The sequence below is a fragment of the Agrococcus pavilionensis RW1 genome (genome assembly GCF_000400485.1).
GTDB classification, from domain to species: domain Bacteria; phylum Actinomycetota; class Actinomycetes; order Actinomycetales; family Microbacteriaceae; genus Agrococcus; species Agrococcus pavilionensis.
Genome location: NZ_ASHR01000014.1, coordinates 153,668 through 175,760, shown reverse-complemented (window position 1 = coordinate 175,760; position 22,093 = coordinate 153,668). Strand labels below are relative to the sequence as shown.

20 protein-coding genes are annotated in these 22,093 nt (G+C 74.4%); 9 read left to right on the top strand and 11 right to left on the bottom strand.

Annotated features, from left to right (window positions below; genetic code table 11):
- Positions 1-8 precede the first annotated feature (8 nt).
- The 3 genes from L332_RS19490 (at position 9) to L332_RS19480 (ending at position 3,571) form a co-directional block, all read left to right on the top strand.
- Positions 9-1,382, top strand: a complete 1,374-nt coding sequence (locus tag L332_RS19490; RefSeq protein ID WP_021009935.1) for a cell wall-binding repeat-containing protein — start codon at positions 9-11, stop codon at positions 1,380-1,382.
- 132 nt (positions 1,383-1,514) lie between these two features.
- On the top strand, positions 1,515-2,615 hold the full coding sequence (locus L332_RS19485) for a glycosyltransferase family protein (RefSeq protein WP_021009934.1): 1,101 nt from the start codon (positions 1,515-1,517) through the stop codon (positions 2,613-2,615).
- A gap of 8 nt (positions 2,616-2,623) precedes the next feature.
- On the top strand, positions 2,624-3,571 hold the full coding sequence (locus L332_RS19480; RefSeq protein WP_158316698.1) for a glycosyltransferase family 2 protein: 948 nt from the start codon (positions 2,624-2,626) through the stop codon (positions 3,569-3,571).
- 16 nt (positions 3,572-3,587) lie between these two features.
- Here the strand turns inward: L332_RS19480 and L332_RS19475 are convergent, their stop codons facing one another.
- The 6 genes from L332_RS19475 to L332_RS19450 form a co-directional block, all read right to left on the bottom strand.
- Entirely contained in the window at positions 3,588-4,964 is a 1,377-nt protein-coding gene (locus tag L332_RS19475; RefSeq protein WP_021009932.1) for an LCP family protein, read from the bottom strand.
- Entirely contained in the window at positions 4,961-5,464 is a 504-nt protein-coding gene (purE, locus tag L332_RS19470; protein ID WP_021009931.1) for a 5-(carboxyamino)imidazole ribonucleotide mutase, read from the bottom strand. The genes L332_RS19475 and purE overlap by 4 nt, the downstream gene beginning before the upstream one ends.
- 87 nt (positions 5,465-5,551) lie before the next feature.
- On the bottom strand, positions 5,552-6,673 hold the full coding sequence (locus L332_RS19465; RefSeq protein ID WP_021009930.1) for a 5-(carboxyamino)imidazole ribonucleotide synthase: 1,122 nt from the start codon (positions 6,671-6,673) through the stop codon (positions 5,552-5,554).
- Positions 6,670-7,983, bottom strand: a complete 1,314-nt coding sequence (locus tag L332_RS19460; protein ID WP_021009929.1) for a UDP-glucose dehydrogenase family protein — start codon at positions 7,981-7,983, stop codon at positions 6,670-6,672. Before L332_RS19460 ends, L332_RS19465 begins: the two co-directional genes overlap by 4 nt.
- A gap of 30 nt (positions 7,984-8,013) precedes the next feature.
- Positions 8,014-8,463: a PH domain-containing protein gene (locus L332_RS19455; protein WP_158316696.1), complete on the bottom strand. Its 450-nt coding sequence runs from the start codon at positions 8,461-8,463 to the stop codon at positions 8,014-8,016.
- Positions 8,464-8,513: 50 nt separating this feature from the next.
- Positions 8,514-9,239, bottom strand: a complete 726-nt coding sequence (locus tag L332_RS19450) for a biotin--[acetyl-CoA-carboxylase] ligase (protein ID WP_021009927.1) — start codon at positions 9,237-9,239, stop codon at positions 8,514-8,516.
- A gap of 116 nt (positions 9,240-9,355) precedes the next feature.
- On the opposite strand from L332_RS19450, the gene L332_RS19445 reads away from it, so the two are divergent.
- Both L332_RS19445 and L332_RS19440 read left to right on the top strand, forming a co-directional pair.
- The gene (locus L332_RS19445) at positions 9,356-10,957 is read left to right on the top strand and encodes an acyl-CoA carboxylase subunit beta (protein WP_021064923.1); all 1,602 of its coding nucleotides are present in this window, start codon (positions 9,356-9,358) and stop codon (positions 10,955-10,957) included.
- On the top strand, positions 10,954-11,151 hold the full coding sequence (locus L332_RS19440; RefSeq protein ID WP_021009925.1) for an acyl-CoA carboxylase subunit epsilon: 198 nt from the start codon (positions 10,954-10,956) through the stop codon (positions 11,149-11,151). Before L332_RS19445 ends, L332_RS19440 begins: the two co-directional genes overlap by 4 nt.
- 7 nt (positions 11,152-11,158) lie before the next feature.
- Here the strand turns inward: L332_RS19440 and L332_RS29310 are convergent, their stop codons facing one another.
- Complete coding sequence (locus L332_RS29310; protein WP_021009924.1) at positions 11,159-13,267, bottom strand: acyltransferase family protein; 2,109 nt, start codon at positions 13,265-13,267, stop codon at positions 11,159-11,161.
- A 118-nt stretch (positions 13,268-13,385) separates the two neighbouring features.
- On the opposite strand from L332_RS29310, the gene L332_RS19435 reads away from it, so the two are divergent.
- On the top strand, positions 13,386-14,348 hold the full coding sequence (locus L332_RS19435) for a DNA topoisomerase IB (protein ID WP_021009923.1): 963 nt from the start codon (positions 13,386-13,388) through the stop codon (positions 14,346-14,348).
- 34 nt (positions 14,349-14,382) lie between these two features.
- A complete protein-coding gene (locus L332_RS19430; RefSeq protein WP_021009922.1) occupies positions 14,383-15,522 on the top strand; it encodes an FAD-dependent monooxygenase in 1,140 nt (379 codons plus the stop codon).
- Here L332_RS19430 and L332_RS19425 read toward each other — a convergent pair whose 3' ends face one another.
- The 3 genes from L332_RS19425 to L332_RS19415 form a co-directional block, all read right to left on the bottom strand.
- A complete protein-coding gene (locus L332_RS19425) occupies positions 15,523-15,975 on the bottom strand; it encodes a hypothetical protein (protein ID WP_021009921.1) in 453 nt (150 codons plus the stop codon).
- A gap of 257 nt (positions 15,976-16,232) precedes the next feature.
- A complete protein-coding gene (locus tag L332_RS19420; protein ID WP_021009920.1) occupies positions 16,233-17,495 on the bottom strand; it encodes a class I SAM-dependent RNA methyltransferase in 1,263 nt (420 codons plus the stop codon).
- A 35-nt stretch (positions 17,496-17,530) separates the two neighbouring features.
- Positions 17,531-18,481, bottom strand: coding sequence for an L-lactate dehydrogenase (locus L332_RS19415; RefSeq protein WP_021009919.1), 951 nt, complete (start codon positions 18,479-18,481; stop codon positions 17,531-17,533).
- A 94-nt stretch (positions 18,482-18,575) separates the two neighbouring features.
- Between L332_RS19415 and L332_RS19410 the strand changes: the two genes are divergently transcribed.
- Both L332_RS19410 and L332_RS19405 read left to right on the top strand, forming a co-directional pair.
- A complete protein-coding gene (locus L332_RS19410; protein ID WP_021009918.1) occupies positions 18,576-19,208 on the top strand; it encodes a Maf family protein in 633 nt (210 codons plus the stop codon).
- 85 nt (positions 19,209-19,293) lie between these two features.
- The gene (locus L332_RS19405; RefSeq protein WP_144061017.1) at positions 19,294-20,034 is read left to right on the top strand and encodes a hypothetical protein; all 741 of its coding nucleotides are present in this window, start codon (positions 19,294-19,296) and stop codon (positions 20,032-20,034) included.
- Between the two features lie 4 nt (positions 20,035-20,038).
- Here L332_RS19405 and L332_RS19400 read toward each other — a convergent pair whose 3' ends face one another.
- Entirely contained in the window at positions 20,039-22,093 is a 2,055-nt protein-coding gene (locus tag L332_RS19400; RefSeq protein WP_021009916.1) for an ABC transporter ATP-binding protein, read from the bottom strand.

The following is a 22,093-nucleotide window of genomic DNA, read 5'->3' as shown; positions in this document are numbered from 1 at the left end:
TGAGATCCATGCGCCGTCTTGCGCTCACCTCCCTCGCTCTCGCCGCCGTGGTCGGCGCCGCCGTGCTCGGCCCGGCGCCCGCGGCAGAGGCCGCCGACAGCCGGATCGCCGGCATGGACCGCTTCGAGACGAGCGTGCTCGCCTCACGGCAGCTGCCGGCCGGCGACGCGGTCTTCCTCGCCTCGGGCGTCTCCTTCCCCGACGCGCTCGCCGCCGCACCCGTCGCCGCCGCCGAGGGCGCCCACCTGCTGCTCGTGCGCCCCGACGGCATCCCGACGTCGGTGCGGGCGGAGATCGCCCGCCTCGCTCCGAGCGAGGTCGTCGTGCTCGGCTCCGAGGCGACGCTCTCCGCTGCGGTCGCCGCGCAGGCCTCGCAGGCCGCGCCCCGGGCCGAGGTGACGCGCATCGGCGGCGCCGACCGCGTCGAGACCTCGATGCTGCTGCTCGACCGGATGCGGAAGCACACGTCGGTCCGCGACGTCTGGGTCGCGAGCGGCGCCGACTTCCCCGACGCGCTCGCCGCGGGCGCGGTCGCCGCGCGCGACGGCCACGGCCTCGTGCTGACGACCGGGGCGGACGCGTCGTTCCGCCAGCAGATCAGCGCGCGCATCGGCGGCGTCGAGCGATTCCACATCCCGGGCAGCGTCGCGAGCGTGGGTGCCGACGTGCAGTCGCTCCTCTCGAGCACGGGCCGCACCGTGACGCGGTTCCCCGGCGCCGACCGCTACGAGACCGCGGTGCAGATCAACCAGCGCTTCACGCCCGCGCGCAGCGGCGGTCAGCTCGTGCTCGCGAGCGGCACCGACTTCCCCGACGGCCTCGTCGGCGCCGTCTACGCCGGCCTCCGCGGCGAGCCGCTCTACCTCACGACACCCGGCTGCGCCTCGAGCGGCTCCGTCGCCGCGGAGCGCGACCGCGTCGGCAGTCGCGGCATCACCGTGCTCGGGGGTGTGACGACCGTCTCCCCCGTCGCCGCCGCGCTCGTGCCGTGCGGAGCGCTCGACGCCTCGGCCTCCGACCTGCTCGACCGCATCAACCGCGAGCGCGCGGCCGCCGGCGTCCGTCCGCTCGCGGCCGACGGCTGCCTCACGCGCATGGCGGCCGGCTGGGCCGGCGCCATGGCCGAGGGCAACCTCGCCGGCTCGGCGCACAACCCCTCGCTCACGGCCGAGGCGCGCGCGTGCTCGCTGCGCGGCTGGGGCGAGAACGTCGGCCGCACGAGCGGCTCGAGCCCCGACACCGCTCGCATCATGAGCGCCTGGATGGCCTCGGAGGGGCACCGCAACAACATCCTCCGGTCGAGCTTCACGCACATCGGCATCGGCGTCGACCGCGGCTCGAACGGCTCCTGGTACTACGTGCTCGACTTCGGCACCCGCTGAGCCGGAGGGCCCCCGGATAGGATCGGAGCTCCGACGCAGCCGACCGGGGGCCATCGGCCTCGAGCGGTCCTCGTCGTCGGCGGGCAGCATCCGCCCGCCGGAGGCACGACTCGAGACGGAGCGGGAGGCGCCATGGCGACCAGGCTGACGGTCGTGCTCGACGAGGTCGGGGAGCGCACGCCGACGATGGTCGGCCGCTACTCGACCGAGATGGCGCGCGCGCTCGCCTGGACGGCGCCGGATGGCGTCGAGGTCGGGGCGATCGCCGCGAAGCTGAGCGACGGCCGCGCCGCGCGCGCCGAGGCGCAGCTGCCGGGCCTCGCCGAGCTCCGTCGCACGGCGGTGCCGGCCCGCGAGCTGCGCGAGGCTTGGCTGCACTCGTTCACGACGCTCCCCGTCCGCGGCCTCGTGCACGCGACGAGCCTCATGGCGCCGCTGCGGCGCGAGCCGTCGCACGGCGACCAGGTCACCGTGACGGTGCACGGCCTGCAGCCGTTCTCGGACCGCTCGAAGCGCAAGCAGCAGTGGTTCGACCGGGCGCTGCGGCGCGCGCTCCAGCTCGCCGACGGGATCGTCGTCCCCTCCACGGCCATCGCCGAGGACCTCTCCCTCCTGCACGACACCGGCGACCGCGTGCGCGTCGTGCACCCCGCTCCCTCGACCGCGCTGCTGCGCGCGGCCGAGTCGGAGGCGCCGCTCTCGCTGCCGGAGGAGTTCGTGCTCGCGATCACGAGCCCGGGCGCGCTCGGCCAGGCGCGTCGGCTCATCGAGACGGTCGCGAGCCCGAGGATGCCGGATGCCCGGGTCGTCGTCGCCGGTCCGGTGCAGTGGGGCGAGACCCGGCTCGCGGGACTCGCGGTCGAGGCGGGCATCCCCGCCGGCCGGCTCGTGATGCTCGGGCAGCTCGACGACGCCGAGCTCGCGCTCGCCCATCGTCGTGCGCTCGCGCACCTCCACGTCGCCGAGCAGGATGCGCTCGGGCTGTCGCTGCTCGACGCCGCGGCGCTCGGCACGCCCACCGTGCACCCCGCGACCCGCTCGCTCGTCGAGATCGCGAGCGGCGCGAGCGTCGCCGTCGACGGCGGCCCGCACGAGCTCGCGGGTGCGCTCGCCGACCTGCTCGCCGACGACGACGAGCGCGCCCGCCTGCGGCTGCTCGCGCAGGATCGCGCGCGGGCCTTCACGTGGGAGACGGCTGCCCGGCAGGTGTGGCAGCTGCACGCCGAGCTGTGAGCGCGCGCGTGAGCGTCGCCCTGTGCACGCACCAGGGCGAGCGGTGGGTCGAGGAGCAGCTGCGCAGCATCCTCGCCCAGTCGCGGCCCGTGAGCGAGATCGTCGTGGGCGACGACGCCTCGACCGACGGCACCCTCGCCGTCGTGCGGCGCGTGGCGAGCGAGACCGAGGTGCCCATCCGCATCCGTCGGCACGACGTGGCGCTCGGCGTCGCCGCCAACTTCGCCGACGCGATCGCCGCGACGAGCGGCGACGTCGTCGCGCTGAGCGATCAGGACGACGTGTGGCACCCCGACCGGCTCGAGCGGCTGCTGCCGCACCTCGAGGGGGTCGCGCTCGTGCACTCGAACGCGCGGCTCGTCGGCGCCGACGGCGCACCGCTCGGCTCGACGCTCGAGGAGTCGCTCGAGATGTCGGCGTGGGAGCGCGCCGCGCTCGAGGAGGGGCGCGCGCTCGACGCCCTCCTGCGGCGCAACCTCGTGACGGGCGCGACCGCGATCGTGCGGCGCGACGCGGCGGTCGCGGCGCTGCCCGTGCCGCCCGCCTGGATCCACGACGAGTGGCTCGCGATCTGCGCGGCGCTCGGCGGCGGGGTGCGCTACGTGCCGGAGACGACCATCGACTACCGCCAGCACGGCGGCAACGCGATCGGGGTGCAGCGGCTCAGCCTCGGCGGCAAGCTGCGGCGCGTGCTCGAGGCGGACTCGGGCAAGCACGCGCAGAAGGCCGCGCGGGCCGAGCAGCTCGCCGCGGAGGCGGCGCGGCGCGGCCTCGCGAGCGGCGCGGCGCTCGAGCGGCTCGTCGAGAAGGCCCGCCACGAGCGCTCGCGAGCGGCGCTGCCCGACGCCCGCCCGCTGCGCATCGGGGGCGTGCTGCGCGGCATCGCCCGCGGCCGCTACCGGCGCTTCTCGCGCGGCGCCTACGACGTCGCGCGCGACCTGCTCGAGCGCCACTGACGCGCAGCGGCTCGACTCACGGCTGCGGCGACTCGGCGGGCTCCCCCGTCGGGGGCGTGAGCGCGTCGGCATCGGCGAGCGCCGCCTGCACCATCGCGTGGATCGCGTCGTAGTCGGGGTCGCCGGTGTTCACCTGCGGCGGCACGAGCTCGAGGTTCGTGATGGGCAGCCGCCGGGTCTCGAGCGCGAGCTCGGAGAGCCCGCCGATCATGGCCTGCGGGATGTCGGTCTGCACCATGTCCTGGCCCGCGGCCGAGAGCTCGGTGTACTTGGTCAGCAGCGTCTGCGGCGTGAACTGGGCGATGATCGCCTCCTGCACCTGCCGCTGCCGCGCCATGCGCGCGTAGTCGGAGGAGCCGGCGCGGCTGCGGGCGTACCAGAGCGCGTGGTAGCCATCCATGCGCTGCGTGCCCGGCTCGATCCACTCCTCGACGGGCCCGCCCTCGATCGCGATCGGCACGCGCTCGGTCACCTCGAGCTCGAGGCCGCCGAGCGCGTCGACGAGCTGCTCGAAGCCCGACATGTCGACGAGCACGAAGAACTGGATCGGGATGCCCGTGACGCCCTCGACCGCGTCGCGCGTCGCCTCGATGCCGGGGCTCGAGCCGCGCGCCTCGGCGTCGGGGTAGAGCTCGGGATGCGCCTCGCCGTACGTGTAGGTGCCGTTGAGCAGGCAGTCGCTCGACGAGCAGTCGAAGCCGTCGGGCCACGGGCCCCACATGGGCGAGCCCTCCGAGAACGGCGCGTTCCGCAGGTTGCGCGGCACCCCGATCATCGTCGCGGCGCCGGTCTCGGCGTTGACGGTCACGACCGTCATCGAGTCGGCGCGCCGGCCCTCGCGGTCGTCGCCCGCGTCGCCGCCGAGCAGCAGGAAGGTGTATCGCCCGTCGACGGGCTCCACCGCGGGGCGCGCGAAGTCGAAGAGGTTCGCGACGAGGCCCCGGGATGCGTCGACGACGCTCGCGCCGTAGCCCGCGAGCGCCGCGGGCGCGACGGTCGCGAACACCGCGACGGCCGCGATCGCGGCGCGCGCTCCCCCGCGCACCTTGCGGAGCCGGGCGAGTCGCAGCGTGTCGAAGCCGAGCACGAGCCAGAGCACCGCGTAGGCGATGAGCAGCACCTCGACGACGAGCAGGCCGATCGAGTTGCCGATGAGCGTCAGCAGCGCCGAGCGCCACGCGAACCACAGGATCGCGCCGAGCGCGAGCAGGGCGACGAGCGCGAGCGTCGCGACGATCCCGATGCGGCCGAGGCGCCGGTTGCCGGCGAGCACCTGGGCGCTGCCGGGGAGCACGAAGCCGAGCAGCACGAGCCACCAGCCGCGCCGCTCCATGACCTCCGGGCGACGCGCGTCGGGGTCGCGGATCGAGGTGGCTGCCTGCAGCAGCGTCATGCGCTCGCGTCCACGCGGCCGCGGAGGGCCGCGGCCTTCTCGCCCACCTGTCGCTCGAGGTCGGCGGCGAAGGCGTCGAGGCGCTCGGCGAGCGCGGCGTCGGTGGTGCCGAGGATGCGCGCCGCGAGGATGCCCGCGTTGCGGGCGCCGCCGATCGAGACGGTCGCGACGGGGATGCCGGCGGGCATCTGCACGATCGAGAGCAGGCTGTCGAGGCCGTCGAGCCGCTCGAGCGGCACCGGCACGCCGATGACGGGCAAGCGCGTCATCGACGCGACCATGCCGGGCAGGTGCGCCGCGCCGCCGGCGCCCGCGATGATGACGCGCACGCCGCGGTCCGCGGCGCCGCGCGCGAACTCGACCATCTTGTCGGGCGTGCGGTGCGCCGAGACGACATCGACCTCGGAGGGGACGCCGAGCTCGTCGAGCACGGCCTTCGCCGCCTCCATGACCCGCCAGTCGGAGTCCGATCCCATGATGATGCTGACCTGCGAACGCATGGGCTCCAGGGTACGCACGCTCGCCATGGACGGCCTATCGCCTCGCCGCCCCGACGCATCCGCCGCCGGAGACCCGGGTGCCGAGCCTCAGGCGTCGAAGTGCGCGGCGGCCGCGCGCGCCCGGTAGGCGACCTCGTCGAGGTCGTCGCCGATCGCGGTGACGTGGCCGACCTTGCGGCCCGGCCTCGTCGCCTTCGCGTAGGAGTGCACCTTGACGTCCGGATGCGCGTGGAGCGCCGCGCGGTAGCGGTCGGTCATCGAGCCCGACGCGGGCCCCCCGATGACGTTGATCATGACGCTCGCCGGCGCGAGCAGGGCGGTCGAGCCGAGCGGCAGGTCGAGCACCGCGCGGAGGTGCTGCTCGAACTGGCTCGTGATCGAGCCGTCGATCGTCCAGTGACCCGAGTTGTGGGGCCGCATCGCGAGCTCGTTGACGAGCACGCGTCCGTCGCTCGTCTCGAACAGCTCGACCGCGAGCACGCCCGTGACGCCGAGCCCGTCGGCGATGCCGCGCGCGATGTCGTCGACGAGCGGCTGGATGCGCTCGGCGTGCCGGGCGGGAGCGAGCACCTCGGCGCAGATCGAGTCGCGCTGCACGGTCTGCACGAGCGGCCACACGAGCGTCTCGCCCGAGGGACGGCGCGCGACGAGCTGCGCGAGCTCGCGCGAGAAGGGCACGAGCTCCTCGACGAGCAGCCGCGGGCCTCCCGCCGCCGCGCCGTCGAGCCAGTCGTGGGCCTCGGCCGCGGCGCGCACGACGCGCACGCCCTTGCCGTCGTAGCCGCCCGTCGCGGTCTTCACGACGCCGACGCCACCGTGGTCGGCGAGGAAGCGCTCGAGGTCGGCGCGGGAGTCGACGGGGGCCCAGTCGGGCTGCGGCGCGCCGAGCTCGGCCATGCGCTCGCGCATGGCGCGCTTGTCCTGCGCGAAGCGCAGCGCGTCGGGCCCGGGGTGCACGCGATGCCCCGCGTCGACGAGCGCGCGCAGCACGTCCTGCGGCACGTGCTCGTGGTCGAACGTCACGACGTCGACGCCCTCCGCGAAGGCGAGCACGGTCTCGGCCTCGCGGTAGTCGCCGACCGCGGTCGCCGCGAGCGCGGCCGACATGCCATCGGCCTCGGCGAGCACGCGCAGCTCGATGCCGAGCTCCACCGCCGCCGGGATCATCATGCGGGCCAGCTGCCCGCCGCCCACCACGCCCACGATCATGCTGGCTGCACCTCCGGCTTGCCGAGCCCGACGACGCGGAAGCCGGCGGCGGACCACCGGGCGGCGTCGAGCGTGTTGCGCCCGTCGACGACGACGCGCGCTTGGGTCCACTGGGCGACCTCGACGGGGTCGAGCTCGCGGAAGTCTCTCCACTCGGTGCCGAGCGCGAGCACGTCGGCGCCCCGCACCGCGTCGGCGACGGAGCCGGCGATCTCGAGCGAGGGCAGGACGCGGCCGGCGGTCTCGCGCGCCTGCGGGTCGAAGCCGACGACGGATCGGCCCGCGCGCTGCAGGTGGCGGCAGACGTCGAGCGCGGGAGAATCGCGGACGTCGTCGCTGTCGGGCTTGAACGCGAGCCCGAGCATCGCGACGCGGTCGCCGCCGACGGCGTCGAGCTCGCGCTCGATGAGCGCTGCCATGCGGTCGCGGCGGCGCAGGTTGATGCGGTCGACCTCGCCGAGGAACGCGAGCGTGTCGGCGTGCCCGAGCTCGCTCGCGCGAGCCTGGAACGCGCGGATGTCCTTCGGCAGGCAGCCGCCGCCGAAGCCGAGGCCCGCGTTGAGGAAGCGTCGGCCGATGCGCGCGTCGAGGCCGATCGCGTCTGCGAGCAGCGTCACGTCGGCGCCGACCGTCTCGGCGAGCTCGGCCATGGCGTTGATGAACGAGATCTTGGTGGCGAGGAACGCGTTCGCGCTCACCTTCACGAGCTCGGCCGTCGCGAAGTCGAGCACGAGCCGCTCGGTGCCGCGTTCGAGCACGGAGGCGTACACCGCGTCGAGGCGCTCGACCGCCGCGTCGTCGCCCGGCTCGACGCCGTAGACGAGCCGGTCCGGCGCGAGCGTGTCCTGGACGGCGAAGCCCTCGCGCAGGAATTCGGGATTCCAGGCGAGGCGCGCCCCCGTCGGCCGCACGACCTCGGCGAGCCGCGCCGCGGTGCCGACCGGCACGGTCGACTTGCCGACCACGAGCATGCCGGCGCCGAGGTGCGGCTCGAGCGACGCGATCGCCGCGTCGACGAAGGCGAGGTCGGCGGCGTCGGAGCCGGGCAGCTGCGGCGTGCCGACGGCGATGAAGACGACGTCGCTCCCGGCGGCCTCTGCGACGTCGGTCGTGAAGCGGAGGCGACCGGCCCCGACACCCGCGCGCAGCAGCTCGGGGAGCCCCGGCTCGAAGAACGGCGGCTCGCCGCGCCCGAGCCGCTCGACCTTCGACGCGTCGACGTCGACGCCCACGGTGTCGAAGCCGAGCGAGGCCATCGCGGCGGCGTGCACCGCGCCCAGGTAGCCGCAGCCGATCACGGCGATCTTCATGGAGCTCCTCGTCATCTCGTCAGCGGCGGGTCACGCCGCGTCGACCCGGTCGGGCTCCGCGAAGCCCCGCGCACCCAGCAGCTCCGACAGCGTGCGCTGCACGAGCGACGCGCTCGGCACGTCGGCGAGCACGACCGCGCGGTCGCCCCCGGTCGAGAGCAGCACGTCGCCGGCGCCGAAGAGCGCCTGCAGCCCGCGCCGCCGCACGGTCACGTCGTGCACGCGCGAGAGCATCGTCTCGCGGCGCGTGCCGCCGAAGCCGCTGCGGATGATGACGCGCTCGGTCGTGAACACGAAGCCGCGCGAGAGCCACGCGAGGGTCGGCACGATCGTGAGCAGCGCGACCACGATGCCCGCGACGGTGAGCACCGCGACGTTCCAGAGCGGCCAGTCGACGCGGTCGACGAGCAGCGTCGAGAGCCCGACGCACGCCCACAGGACGAGCACGGGCACGACGAGCACGCGACCATGCGGTCGCATGCGCGCGATCACTCGCTCGTCGCCGGCTTGCACGCGACGATTCTCCCCCATCACCGCACGTGCACGACGTCGCCGGCCCGCACGTCGACGATCCCGTCGCCGGTGTCGACCTGCAGCTCGCCGTCCGCGCCGAGGCCCACGGCGCGGCCGCGCAGCTCGCCGGAGGGCAGCGCCACGCGCACGTCGCGGCCGATCGTCGCGAGCTCGGCCGCGATCGCGGCGCGCAGCCGCTCGGTGCCGAGCGCCGGCAGCAGGCCGTCGAGCGAGCGCAGCACGTGGCACAGGACGGCGTCGGCGAGCACCGGCGCGGTCCCCTCGGCTCCCTCGAGGGTCAGCGACGTCGCGTGCTCGGTGGGCAGCTCGTCGCGCGAGAGCGTGAGGTTGACGCCGAAGCCGACCGCGACGCCCGTCCGCCGCCGCTCGCACAGGATGCCAGCGACCTTGCGCCCCTCGATGAGCACGTCGTTCGGCCACTTGATCGACGCGCGGTCGGCGACGAGCGTGTCGAGCGCGTCGGCGAGCGCGAGGCCGGCCGCGAGCGGCAGCCACCCGATCTGCTGCTCGCGCAGGCGCTTCGTGCGCACGAGCACGGTCGCGGCGAGGCACTTGCCTGCCGGCGAGACCCACTCGCGTCCGAGCCGACCGCGGCCGGCGCGCTGGTCGAGCGTCGCCCACGTCGTGAGGTGCTCGGCGCGCTCGTCGACCGCGTCGAACGTCGAGCCGACCGTGCCGAGCTCGATCACGCTCGCGGCCCGCGCTGCACCGGGGAAGAGCATGGGCCCAGCCTATGCGGCCGAGCGGCTCCGCATGGAGACGATCGCCACCGAAGTGCGCTGGAGCGCTGTGGGAGTCCACAAAGGCCTGGCATGCGCGCCCGTCTAGAGTGGCATCCGTGACCCACGAGACGCCGGCTTCGAACGACCTCACGACGACCGCCGCGCGGATCGAGGATCTCCGCCGCCGCCACGGCGAGGCGGTGGTCGACAAGGAGGCCAGGGCCAAGGAGCGCCAGGGCGCGAAGGGCAAGAAGACCGCTCGCGAGCGCATCGAGCAGTTCGTCGACCCGGGCTCGTTCGTCGAGTTCGACGCCTACGTGCGGCACCGCACGACCGCGTTCGGGATGGACGGCAACCGGCCCTACGGCGATGCCGTCGTGACCGGCATCGGCACCGTCCACGGCCGCCGGGTCGCGGTCTACTCGCAGGACTTCACGACCTTCGGCGGCTCGCTCGGCGAGGTCGCTGGCGAGAAGATCATCAAGATCCAGGACTACGCCATGAAGGTGGGCGTCCCGATCGTCGGCATGCTCGACTCGGGCGGCGCGCGCATCCAGGAGGGCGTCGTCGCCCTCGGCAAGTACGGCGAGATCTTCAAGCGCAACACCGCCGCATCCGGAGTCATCCCGCAGATCTCGATCGTGATGGGCCCCGCGGCCGGCGGCGCCGTCTACTCCCCCGCGCTCACCGACTTCGTCGTCATGGTCGACAAGTCGAGCCACATGTTCGTCACGGGCCCCGACGTCATCAAGACCGTCACGGGCGAGGAGGTCGGCTTCGAGGAGCTCGGCGGCGGCCGCACCCACAACACCGTCTCGGGCGTGAGCCACTACCTCGCCGCCGACGAGGACGACGCCCTCGACTACGTGCGCGCGCTGCTCGCCTACCTGCCCGACAACAACCAGTCGGAGGTGCCCGCCTACGACCACACCGCCGAGCGGGTCGTCAACGACACCGACCGCCGCCTCGACACGATCATCCCGGACTCCCCGAACCAGCCCTACGACGTGCTCGGGATCATCGAGACGATCATGGACGACCGCGAGTTCCTCGAGGTGCAGCCGCTCTACGCGCCCAACATCGTCATCGGCTTCGGCCGACTCGAGGGCCGCACGATCGGCGTGATCGCGAACCAGCCGAACCAGATGGCCGGCACCCTCAACATCGAGGCGGGCGAGAAGGCCGCGCGCTTCGTGCGCTTCTGCGACTCGTTCTCCATCCCGATCCTCACGGTCGTCGACGTGCCCGGCTACCTGCCCGGCACCGACCAGGAGTGGTCGGGCGTCATCCGCCGTGGCGCGAAGCTGCTCTACGCCTACGCCGAGGCGACCGTGCCGATGGTGACGGTCATCACGCGCAAGGCGTACGGCGGCGCGTACATCGTCATGGGGTCGAAGCAGCTCGGCGCCGACGTCAACATCGCGTGGCCCTCGGCCGAGATCGCGGTGATGGGAGGGCAGGGCGCCGTCAACATCCTCTACCGCAACGAGATCAAGCAGGCGGAGGCCGACGGGCACGACGTGGCGGAGGTGCGGTCGCGGCTCGCGAGCGAGTACACCTACAACGTGGCCTCGCCGTTCCTCGCAGCCGAGCGCGGTGAGCTCGACGGCATCATCGAGCCCGCCGAGACCCGCGTCATGGTGACGCGCGCCTTCCGCGCGCTGCGCACGAAGCGCGTGCACCGGCCCGAGAAGAAGCACGGGAACATCCCGCTGTGAACGACGCATCCGAGCCGGTCATGGTCGTCGTCGCGGGCTCGCCGACGCCCGAGGAGCAGGCCGCCGTCGAGGCGGCGCTCACCGGGATGGCGGCGGAGTGGGCCGAGACGAAGCACCGGCGGGTGCTCGACCGCGAGAGCGAGTGGCAGTCGAAGTCCCGGCTCCCCGACGGCCGGCGATGGCAGCAGGACTGACGGGCGCTCAGCCGCCCGAGGCGCTGCCCGGCACCGTCGACTCGGGCAGGCCGGTCGCTCCCTCCTGCGTCGCGCGCACGCGCGGCAGCAGCGCATCCTCGAGCAGCGCGACGCGCTGCACCGCGCCGGGCGCGCTGATGTGGTGCGGGTCGGCCCACGTGTAGACGCCGCCCGCGATGAGCGGGCACGCGAGGCGCTCGACGTCGCAGTACCAGCCGAGCGTGTCGACGAGGTCGCCGCCGCCGGCCGCGATCGTCTCGACCATGCGCTCGTGGCGCCGCAGCTCCTCGTCGCCGAGGGGCGCGATGCACGTCGTGAGGTCGTCGTCGGTCGCGACCGCGTCGAGGCACTCCTGCATCTCGGCGAACGGCGGCGCGCTGTCGAGCCACACGGAGCGCACGCCGAGCGCGTCGAGCTGCCGCATGAGGTCGAGCGTTCCCTCGGCGAGCCGCCGCCCGACGTCGACGCCGAGGTGGCGGTAGCCGTCGCCCACCCACCACGCGCCGTAGGTGATCACGACGAGGTCGGGCCTGCGCTCCGCGGCGAGCTCGAGCACGAGCGCGATGTGCGCCTCGCACGCAGCGGCCTCGTCGCCGAGCTCGCGCGCGACGACCGGCGCGCTCGAGAACGGGCACATCTCGCGGCCGAGCAGCTGCACGTCGGCGTGGCCCGCGAGGGCCGCGCGCACGCCGGGCGCGAGCGCGACCGCTTGCGAGTCGCCGACGAGCCACGCCTCCCGGCCGTGCGTCGCGGGCGGCGCGGGGTACCGGCACGCGTCGAGCTCGAGCTCGTCGACCGTCGAGCACTCGTCGACGAGCCACTCCGACGACTGGCCCGCCTCCCCCGAGACGGCCCCGCGCATCGGTGCCGTCGGCTTCGACACCGATTGCGCGACCCACTCCTGCAGCTGGGCGGGCGACTCGGGCTGGGGCGCCGCAGCCGCCTGGGCCGCGATCGCCCGCTCCTGGATGCCCGGCGCGATCGCGATCGCCACGGCCGCCGCGGTCGCGACCGCCGGCAGCAGCGGCACGAGCCGCGGCACCGACCGCGACTCGCGCGGACGCGGCCGGCTCGCGAGCGCGATGAGCCTCGTCGAGCCCCACGCGAGCGCGATCGAGAGGGCGAGCACGAGGGCGCCCGGCAGGAGCCCGACGCCGTCGCCCTGCGACGGGTCGAGCGCGACGAGCCCCTTCAGCACCGGCCAGTGCCAGAGGTAGAGCCCGTAGGAGATGCCGCCGAGCCACACGAGCGGCCGCCAGGAGAGCAGGCGGCCCACGGGTACCGAGTCCGCGCCGTGCCCGGCGAGCAGCACGAGCAGCGCGCCGGTCACGGGCCACAGCGTCACCGCACCGGGCTGCGCGAAGTGCTGCGGCAGCATGCCTGCGGTGAGCACGAGGGCGATGCCGACGACGGCCATGATCGCGCGCGCGAGGGGCGCGAGGGGGATGCGCGTGAGCACGAGAGCCGCGAACCCGCCGAGCGCGAGCTCCCACGACCTCGCGAGCGTGTCGTAGTAGGCGGGCACGGGATCGATCGCGATCTGCTGGTTGGCGTAGGCGAACGACGCGACGGCGGCGACGCCGAGCAGGGCGCCCGCGATCGAGCGCGCCCGCCGGGCAGCGCCGTCGCCGAGCGCGACGGCGAGGAGCCCGATGAGCACGATGCACAGCGCCGTCCACTGCCCCTGCACGCTCATGGCCCAGAAGTGCTGGAACTCGGACTTCGCGAGGCCCGCGCCGAGGTAGTCGGTCGCCGTCGACGCGAGCCGCTCGTTCATCCGGTACGTCGCCGCCGCCGAGATGTCGTGCGCGACGCGGTTGAGCAGCAGCGGCCCCGAGGCGATGAGCGCGATCGAGCCCGCCACGACGAGCACGATGCCCGCCATCGGGAAGAGCCGCTTCGCCTGCCGCCAGAGCGCCGCGATGATGCCGACGCGGCCGCTGCGCTCGATCTCGCCGATGAGGCTCGACGCGAGCAGGAAGCCGCCGATCGCGAAGAAGACGTCGACGCCGCCCGAGACGTTGCCGAACCAGATGTGCGAGGTCGCCACGAGCAGCGACGCGAGCGCGCGCAGACCCTGCAGGTCGTGGCGCCGGGGCGTCGTGGGTGCTGTCATCGTGGGCCGATCCGCCGCGGCACTCGCCCGGCATCCGACCGGCCATCGTAGCGTCGCGCCCCGCGTGCGTCCCGGGCAGCGGGCGGATTCCCAGGTTGCGCGTCGCTAGCATCCCGCTATGGCGAGGCTGCGCAGGGCGAAGCCCGGCACGGATGCGGGCATCCGGCGCCGTCGATCGGGGCGCGGCTGGGCGTACGTGCACGACAACGGCCGGAGGGTCTCGGCGGAGGACCGCGAGCGGGCGGAGTCGCTCGCCGTGCCGCCGGCCTGGACCGACGTGTGGATCGCCGCCGACCCCCGCGCGCACATCCAGGCGATCGGCGTCGACGACGCGGGCCGCACGCAGTACCGCTACCACCCCGAGTGGCGCGAGCGCCGCGACCGGGTCAAGCACGAGCGGGCGCTCGACCTCGCCGAGTCGCTGCCCGCGATGCGACGCCGGGTCACGCGCGACCTCGCGCTCGAGGGCCTGCCGCGCGAGCGCGTGCTCGCGGCGGCGCTCCGCATGCTCGACGCCGTCGCGATCCGCGCGGGCGGCGACGCGTACGCCGAGGAGCGCGGCACGCGCGGGCTCATGACCCTGCTGTGCCGGCACGCGAAGGTGACGGGCGACGCGGTGCGGCTGCGCTTCCCCGCGAAGTCCGGCCAGCGCTTCGACGTGACGATCGAGGACCCGGCGCTCGCGCGCTGCGTCGAGGAGCTGCTGACGCGGCGCTCGGGCCGCTCGCGGCTGCTCGCGTGGCGCGACGACGAGGGCGCGCACGCGCTGCGCGACGCCGACCTCAACGCGGCGGTGCGGGAGGCGACCGGCGGGGAGTTCACGGCGAAGGACTTCCGCACCCTGCACGGCACCCTCGTCGCGGCCGAGTCGCTCGCGCAGGCGCGCGACGTCGCCACGAAGACCGCGCGCGACCGGGCCATCCGGGAGGCGATCAAGGCCGTCTCGGAGGCGCTCGGCAACACCCCCTCGGTCGCGAAGTCGAGCTACATCGACCCGGAGGTCTTCGCGCGCTTCGAGCAGGGCGCGACGATGGGGCTGAAGGGCTCGCGCGAGCGGGCGCTGCTCGACCTGCTGCGCTGAGCCCGCTCACCGCTCCAGGCGGTACCGTCTGCAGATGCACGCGATCGTCTCCGGAGCCGGCGTCGCCGGGCTCGCCCTCGCGGGCCGGCTCGCGCTCGACGGCTGGAGCGTCGACGTGCTCGAGCGGGCTCCCGCGCCGCGCCGCGCCGGCTACCTCATCGACTTCTTCGGCCTCGGCTTCGACGCCGCCGATCGCCTCGGCGTGCTGCCGGCGCTGCGCGAGCGCGCCGAGTCCTACCCCGAGGTGCGCGCGGTCGACGCCACGGGGCGCGTGCGCTCGCGGCTGCCGATCTCCGTCGTCGAGCAGGCGGCGGGCGGCCGCTACCTGACCATCCTGCGGCCGCAGATCATCGAGGCCCTCCTCGCCGCGCTCCCCGACGGCGTGCGGATGCGCTGGGGCGCGCAGATCGAGACGGTGCACGACGAGGGCGGTCGCGTGAGCGCGCTGCTCTCGAGTGGCGAGCGGCTCGAGGGCGACGTGCTCGTCGGCGCGGACGGCGTCCGCTCGCGCGTGCGGCAGCTCGCGTGGGGGCCGCACGAGCGCTTCGTGCGGCCGGTGGGCGACCTCATCGCCGCCGCGTGGACGGGCGACGACCCCGAGCTCGCGGCCGACCTCGGCGGCCGCGTCGCGATGCAGGTCGAGCTCGACCGGCAGCTCGTCGTCGCGCCGCTCGGCACGACGGGCGTGACCGGCTTCGCGGTGCTGCGCGGCGTGGCCGAGCGCGACGCGCGCGCGGCCGTCGTCGACATGGGCGTGCTCGGCCGGCGCGCCGTGCGCAGCGCGACCGAGCCCTACCTCGACCGGGTCGCGCAGACGGTCGTCGAGCCGTGGGTGCGGGGCCGCATCGTGCTGCTCGGCGACGCGGCGGGCGCCGTCTCGCTGCTCGCCGGCCAGGGCGCCTCGATGGCGATCGCGGGCGCCGAGCGGCTCGCGGAGGAGCTCGCGTTCGCGCGCCACACGACGGACGTCTCGCGCGGGCTCGCCGCCTTCGAGCGCGAGTGGCGACCGGTCCTCGAGCGCGAGCAGGCGCGCGGCCGGCGGCTGGCCGGCGCCTTCGCCCCGCACTCGCGCATCGAGCTCGAGGCGCAGCGCGCGATGTGGCGCGCGACGGCGATCCCCGGCGTCGCGCACGTCGTGGCGCGCGCAGCGGGCGGCGTCGCGAAGGGCGGCTGACTACGCGTCGTCGTGGTCGAGCGCGTACTGCCGCTGCCACGACTCGGGCCGCGGGATGCCGAGCCCGTAGAGGTAGCGGATGAGCTGCCCGTGGTGCTGCGTCTCGTGCTCGAGCAGCGCGAGCGCGAGGCGCAGGTCGTCATCGGAGCGCAGCTCGCCCAGCCAGACCGCGACGTCGGCGGCGGTCTGCTCGAAGGCGGCGCGCACCGTCGGCGCATCCGTCATCTCCCACTCCTCGAGCGGGCCGCCGAAGCCCTGCCACGAGCCGGCTCGGGCGGCGCGCGGGTAGCTCTCGCGCGCCCCGAGCACGCACCAGAGCTGCCCCGCGATCGTGCTCGACGGCAGTCCCGGGAGGCGAGAGCCGAGCTGCTCGGGCGAGAGCCCGTCGAGGAGCTCGAGGTAGAGCAGGTTCGCGCGCTCGAAGCGGCTCGCGAGGACGTCGTCGAAGGCCATGCCGGATGCTACTGCGCCCGGCAGCGCAGAGTGTCGGCACTCTGCTGTTCCCCGGCCCGCGAATCGCAGAGTGTCGGCACTCTGCTGCTCCCCGGCCCGCGAATCGCGGAGTGTCGGCACTCGGCGATGGGGCTACCGGCGGAAGGACGCCACCGCCTCGACGTGGTGGGTGTGCGCGCTGGAGCTGAGGGTGACGGCCCCTTCGGGCCGTCACCGCGACGCCAGCGCCGACGCCCGTCCCGGGCGTCGGGAATCGCTCAGCGGCGGAAGGACGCCACTGCCTCGACGTGGTGGGTGTGCGGGAACAGGTCGAACGCCTCGAGCGAGTCGACGCTCCAGCCGCGCTCGGCAAACAGCTTCGCATCGCGCGCGAGCGCGACCGGGTCGCACGCGACGTAGACGATCTGCGCCGGCTCGAGCCCGACGAGCTGCTCGACGACCTCGCGGCCCGCGCCCGCGCGCGGCGGGTCGAGCACGACGACGCCGCGCGAGAGCCGCTCGCGCTCCGCCTTGCTCGCGCGCTTCGCGAGCTCGCGCAGCCAGCGGTCGACCCGGCCCGTCTCGGCGCTCGCGCCGAGCCACTCCGCGAGGTTCTCGCTCGCGTGGTCGGTCGCGACCTCGTCGGCCTCGATGCTCGTGACGCGCGTCCGCTCCCCCAGCACCTCGGCGATCGTCGCCGCGAACAGCCCGACGCCCCCGTAGAGGTCGAGCGACCAGCCCGCCGCGTCGACCGCGTCGACGTCGATCGCGCGACGCACCGCATCCGTCAGCACGCCGGGCGCCTCGCGGTGCACCTGCCAGAAGCCCGAGCGGTCGAGCTCGAACTCGCGCCCGCCGACCGTCTCGACGATCGTGTCGGTGCGGCCTCGCTCGGGCGCGCCCTCCATCGCGATGACGTCGACCTCGTCGCCGTACTGCACGTAGTCGACGGCGGTGACGCCCGGCAGTCGCTGGTCGAGCTGGGCCGAGAGGCGGATGCCCTCGGTCGCGAGCGGCAGGTCGGCCACCGGCACGACCTCGTGGCTGCGGGGCGCGAACGGGCCCTGGCGGCCGCGGTCGTCGACGTGGAGCCGCACGCGCGTGCGCCAGCCGAGGCCGCCGCGCTCGTCGTCGCCGGGCGCCGCCGCGACCGGCACCTCGCGCGTCATGCCGCCGGTGCGCTCGAGCGCGTCCTCGATGACGCGCTGCTTGAGCTCGCGCTGCCGCGGGAGCGCGATGTGGCCGAACTCGGCGCCGCCGGCCCGCTCGAGCGGAGCGCGGTCGATGGATGCCTCGTCCCACACGTGCGGGACGCGGTCGGGCGACGCCGACACGACCTCGAGCGCCACCGCGGTCGCGAACGACTTCTTCACCTCGACGACCTGCGCGCGCACCGTCTCACCGGGCATCGTGTCGGGCACGAACACGACCCGCCCGCGCTCATCGGAGTCAGTGCGGTGGCGGCCGACGAATCGGCCTCCGTGCGCGACGTTGTCGATCGTCAGCTCGACGATCCGGCCCTCTGCGATGTCCTGCGGCATGGCTCCATCCTCCCGCATCCTCGCGGCAGGACGGCTCAGTCGAGCGAGCGCAGCGTGCTCGCGATCGCCTCGGCGCTGCGCTCGAGCGCCGCGCGCTCCGCGGGCTCCATCGGCACCTCGAGCACGCGCTCGACACCGCCGCGCCCGAGCACGGTCGGGAGCGAGAGCGCGACGCCCTCGAGGCCGAGCTCGCCGCCCAGCACGCTCGAGACGGGCAGCACCGCGCGCTCGTCGCGCAGGATCGCCTCGACGATGCGGGCGGTCGAGACGCCGATCGCGCTCGAGGTCGCGCCCTTGCCCTCGATGATGCGGTAGGCGGCGTGCATGACCTCGTCGGCGATGCGGTCGAGCTCGGGCTCCGGGAAGCGCAGCTCGCCGTCCTCGCGCCACTCGCGCACGAGCACCGGGCCGATCTTCGCGCGCGACCAGAGCGGGAACTCGCTGTCGCCGTGCTCGCCGACGATGAGCGCGTGCACGCTGCGCGGGTGCACCCCGACGAGCTCCGAGAGGCGCCAGCGCAGCCGCGACGTGTCGAGGACCGTCCCCGACGAGAGCACCCGCGCGCTGTCGAGGCCGCTCTCGCGCTGGGCGACGACGGTGAGCACGTCGCACGGGTTCGTCACGATGAGCAGGATGGCGTCGGGCGCGTGCTCGCGGATGCCCGGCACGAGCGCGCGCACGATGTCGGCGTTGCGGGCGGCGAGCGCGAGCCTCGGCTCCCCGGGCTCCTGCTTGGCGCCCGCGGTGATGACGACGACGTCGCTGCCGGCGATGACGCGGAGGTCGCTGCCGCCCTCGATGCTCTTCGCGGCGAGGAACGGCATCGCGTGGGCGAGGTCGAGCACCTCTGCCTCGACCTTCGCCGCGGCGAGGTCGTGCAGCGCGACGACGTCGGCCGAGCCGCGGATGAGCGCGGCGTAGGCGATCGCGACGCCCACGCCGCCCGCGCCGATGATGGACAGCTTCGTCGGTCGGCTCTGCTCCATGGCTCGACGCTAGGGGAGTCGCCCGCTCGCGCGCCACTGCCGCAGCGCCGATCGCCCGGCGCCGAGGCTCAGCCGCCGATGCGAGGATCGTGGCGTGCAGCTCATCCTCGCCTCCGCCTCCCCCGCCCGGCTCGCGCTCTTGCGGCAAGCGGGCATCGAGCCGATCGTGCGGCCGACCGACCTCGACGAGGAGCTGCTCGTCGCGGCGCACGAGGCGGAGCACGGGCCGCTCTCGCCCGAGCGGTTCGTGCTCGTGCTCGCGCGCGCGAAGGCCGAGGCGCTCCTCGACGAGGATCCGCTCAGCGACTTCGACGGGCTCGTGCTCGCGGGCGACTCCTCGCTCGAGCTCGACGGCGCGATGCTCGGCAAGCCGCACTCGCCCGAGCGCGCCAGGGAGCGCTGGCTCGCGCAGCGCGGCCGCACGGCGACGCTCCACTCGGGGCACTGGCTGCTGCGCGTGCGCTTCGGCGAGGTCGTCGGCTCGGCCGGCGCCACGACGGCGACGAGCCTCGACTTCGCCGCCGACATCGACGAGGCCGAGATCGACGCCTACGTCGCCACCGGCGAGCCGCTCGAGGTCGCCGGCGCCTTCACGATCGACGGCCGCGGGGCCGCGTTCATCGACCGCATCGACGGCGACCCGTCGACGGTCGTGGGCATGAGCATCCCGGCGCTCCGGCGCCTCGCGCGCGAGCTCGGCGTCGCGTGGCCGACGCTCACCGCCTGAGCCGGCGAGCATCCGCGGACCGCACTCTGCGATCTCGCAGGCTGAGCGCCTAGCGTCGCGGATCCGGCATCGAGGAGGGACGAGCGTGGTGGATCGAGCGATGTGGGTGTGGATGCACGAGGCCGCGCCGCCGGACCCGGCCGCGGTCGCGGCGCTCGCGGTGCAGCAGCGCGTGACCGAGGCGTTCGTGAGCGTGCCGTGGGGCGGGCCGACGCCCGCGACGCACGACCAGGTCGCGGCGCTGCGCGGCGCGGGCGTGCGCGTCTCGGCCCTCGGCGGCGACCCCTCGTGGACCACGGGCGCCGACGCGGTGACGTGGATGCAGCGGGCGACCGCGGCGTTCCTCTTCCAGGGCGTGCACCTCGACGTCGAGCCGTGGACCCGCCGCGATTGGGCCGGGCGCGAGCGCGAGCTGCTCGACGGCCTCGCGCGCACCGTGCGGGACGTCGCGGCGCGCACCGACCTGCCGGTCGAGGTCGACCTCTCGCCGTGGCTCGCCGAAGCGCATCCGCGCCAGTTCGGCGACATCGTCGCGCGCGCCGACGCCGTGACGCTCATGGCCTACCGCGACCGCGCGGCCGACATCCTCGCGTCGAGCGCGGCCGCGCGGCGTGCGATCGCCGGCGCCCGCAAGCCCTACCGGGTGGGCGTCGAGACGGGTCCCGTCGGCGACCCGGAGCCGAGCGCGGGGCAGACGTTCGCCGACGACGGCCGCACCGTGCTCGAGCGCGAGCTCGCCGCCGTGACCGGGAGCCTCGCGGGCGATGCTCGCTTCGCGGGCGTGGCGATCCACGACTTCGAGGCCTGGCGCGCGCTGCAGCCGTGACCGGCTACGTCGACTGCTGGGTCGGCACCGCGCCCGTCTCGGCGAGCCCGGCATCCGCCTCGAGATCGATCGCCGCTTGCTCGAACTGCGCGTTGAGCAGCCGCCAGTACGCGCCGCGCGCCGCGACGAGCTCGTCGTGCGTGCCCTGCTCGACGATCGAGCCCTGCTCCATCACGAGGATGAGGTCGGCGTCGCGGATGGTCGAGAGCCGGTGCGCGATGACGAACGACGTGCGATCGGTGCGGAGCGCCGCCATCGCGTGCTGCAGCAGCAGCTCGGTGCGCGTGTCGACCGACGACGTGGCCTCGTCGAGGATGAGCACGCTCGGCTGCGCGAGGAACGCGCGCGCGATCGTGACGAGCTGCTTCTCGCCCGCCGAGAGGTTGGTCGCGTCCTCGTCGATGACGGTGTCGTAGCCCTCGGGCAGCGCGTGCACGAAGCGGTCGACGTACGTCGCGCGCGCGGCCTCGAGGATCTGCTCCTCCGTCGCGTCCGGTCGACCGTAGGCGATGTTGTCGCGGATCGTGCCGCCGAAGAGCCACGTGTCCTGCAGCACCATCCCCGTCTGCGAGCGGAGCGCATCCCTCGTCATCGTGCGCGTGTCGACGCCGTCGAGCAGGATGCGGCCGCCGTCGACCTCGTAGAAGCGCATGAGCAGGTTGACGAGGGTCGTCTTGCCCGCTCCGGTCGGGCCGACGATCGCGACCGTCTGGCCCGGCTCGACCTCGAGCGAGAGGTCGTCGATGAGCGGCTTGTCGGGCGAGTACGAGAAGCGCACGCGCTCGAACGAGACGCGGCCCGAGCCGGGGGCGGGCGTCGCGCCGCCCTCGTCGGGCTCCTCCTCCTCGGCGTCGAGCAGCTCGAAGACGCGCTCGGCGCTCGCGACGCCCGACTGCACCATCGTGACGGTCTGGCCGATCTGGCCGAGGTTCTGCGAGAACTGCTGCGAGTACTGGATGAAGGCCTGCACGTCGCCGACGAGGATCTGGCCTGCCGCGACGAAGAGCCCGCCCGCGACCGCGACGAGCACGTAGCCGATGTTGCCGACGAAGGTCATGAGCGGGAAGACGAGCCCGGAGATGAACTGCGCCTTGAACGCCGCGTCGAAGACGCCGTCGTTCTCCTCCTTGAAGCGTGCCCGCACGGCCTGCTCGCGACCGAAGACCTTGACGAGCGCGTGGCCGGTGAAGGCCTCCTCGACGATCGCGTTCATGCGGCCCGTGCGGCGCCACTGCTCCTTGAACAGGCCCTGCGCCGGACCCATCACGGCGCCGAGGATGATGCCCGTGAGCGGCACCGCGATGAGCGCGATGAGCGCGAGCCACACGTTGATCGTCAGCATCATGACGAGCACGCCGACGACGCTCAGCAGCCCCGTGACGATCTGCGACATCGTCTGCGAGACGGTCTGCGAGACGTTGTCGAGGTCGTTCGTCACGCGCGAGAGGAGCTCGCCGCGCTGCGTGCGGTCGTAGTACGCGAGCGGGAGACGGTGCACCTTCTCCTCGACGTCGCGCCGCAGCCCCTGCACCGTGCGCTGCACGACCCGGTTGACGACGAAGCCCTGCAGCCACTGGAAGAGGCTGCCGGCGAGGTAGACGGCCAGCACGACGAGCAGGATGCCGCCGAGCCGCTCGAAGTCGATGCCCGCGCCGGGCACGAGGTCGGGCATGCGCTCGATCATGTTGGCGAAGTCGTCCTGGCCGCTGGCGCGGAGCCCCTCGACGACCTGCGCCTGCGTCGCGCCGGGCGGCATCTGCCGCTGCACGAGCCCCTGCACGATGACGTTCGTCGCCTCGCCGAGGATGCGCGGGCCGAGCACCACGAGCACGACGCCGATCGAGCCGAGCGCGAACACGAGCGCGAGCAGCCAGCGGTAGGGGTGCATGAGGCGCAGCAGGCGCAGCGCCGAGGCGCCGAACGACTTCGCCTTGCCGGGCGGCGGCTCCCAGTCACCCGCGCCGATGCGCGCGGCCTCAGCCTGCTCGGCCTCGAGCCGCTCCTCCTCGGTGAGCTCGGGCTCCGGCTTCGCCGGTCGCTCCTTCTTCACGCGTGCCAT

Bases quoted from the DNA above. Each gene is read 5' to 3' on its own strand.
- L332_RS19450 (WP_021009927.1), bottom strand. From the start codon at position 9,239: ATGCTCTTCCCCGGTGCAGCGCGGGCCGCGAGCGTGATCGAGCTCGGC.
- L332_RS19455 (WP_158316696.1), bottom strand. From the start codon at position 8,463: ATGCGACCGCATGGTCGCGTGCTCGTCGTGCCCGTGCTCGTCCTGTGG.
- L332_RS19435 (WP_021009923.1), top strand. From the start codon at position 13,386: ATGGCGAGGCTGCGCAGGGCGAAGCCCGGCACGGATGCGGGCATCCGG.
- L332_RS19490 (WP_021009935.1), top strand. From the start codon at position 9: ATGCGCCGTCTTGCGCTCACCTCCCTCGCTCTCGCCGCCGTGGTCGGC.
- L332_RS19430 (WP_021009922.1), top strand. From the start codon at position 14,383: ATGCACGCGATCGTCTCCGGAGCCGGCGTCGCCGGGCTCGCCCTCGCG.
- L332_RS19420 (WP_021009920.1), bottom strand. From the start codon at position 17,495: ATGCCGCAGGACATCGCAGAGGGCCGGATCGTCGAGCTGACGATCGAC.
- L332_RS19400 (WP_021009916.1), bottom strand. From the start codon at position 22,093: ATGGCACGCGTGAAGAAGGAGCGACCGGCGAAGCCGGAGCCCGAGCTC.
- L332_RS19415 (WP_021009919.1), bottom strand. From the start codon at position 18,481: ATGGAGCAGAGCCGACCGACGAAGCTGTCCATCATCGGCGCGGGCGGC.
- L332_RS19460 (WP_021009929.1), bottom strand. From the start codon at position 7,983: ATGAAGATCGCCGTGATCGGCTGCGGCTACCTGGGCGCGGTGCACGCC.
- L332_RS19475 (WP_021009932.1), bottom strand. From the start codon at position 4,964: ATGACGCTGCTGCAGGCAGCCACCTCGATCCGCGACCCCGACGCGCGT.
- L332_RS29310 (WP_021009924.1), bottom strand. From the start codon at position 13,267: ATGACAGCACCCACGACGCCCCGGCGCCACGACCTGCAGGGTCTGCGC.
- L332_RS19425 (WP_021009921.1), bottom strand. From the start codon at position 15,975: ATGGCCTTCGACGACGTCCTCGCGAGCCGCTTCGAGCGCGCGAACCTG.
- L332_RS19485 (WP_021009934.1), top strand. From the start codon at position 1,515: ATGGCGACCAGGCTGACGGTCGTGCTCGACGAGGTCGGGGAGCGCACG.
- purE (WP_021009931.1), bottom strand. From the start codon at position 5,464: ATGCGTTCGCAGGTCAGCATCATCATGGGATCGGACTCCGACTGGCGG.
- L332_RS19465 (WP_021009930.1), bottom strand. From the start codon at position 6,673: ATGATCGTGGGCGTGGTGGGCGGCGGGCAGCTGGCCCGCATGATGATC.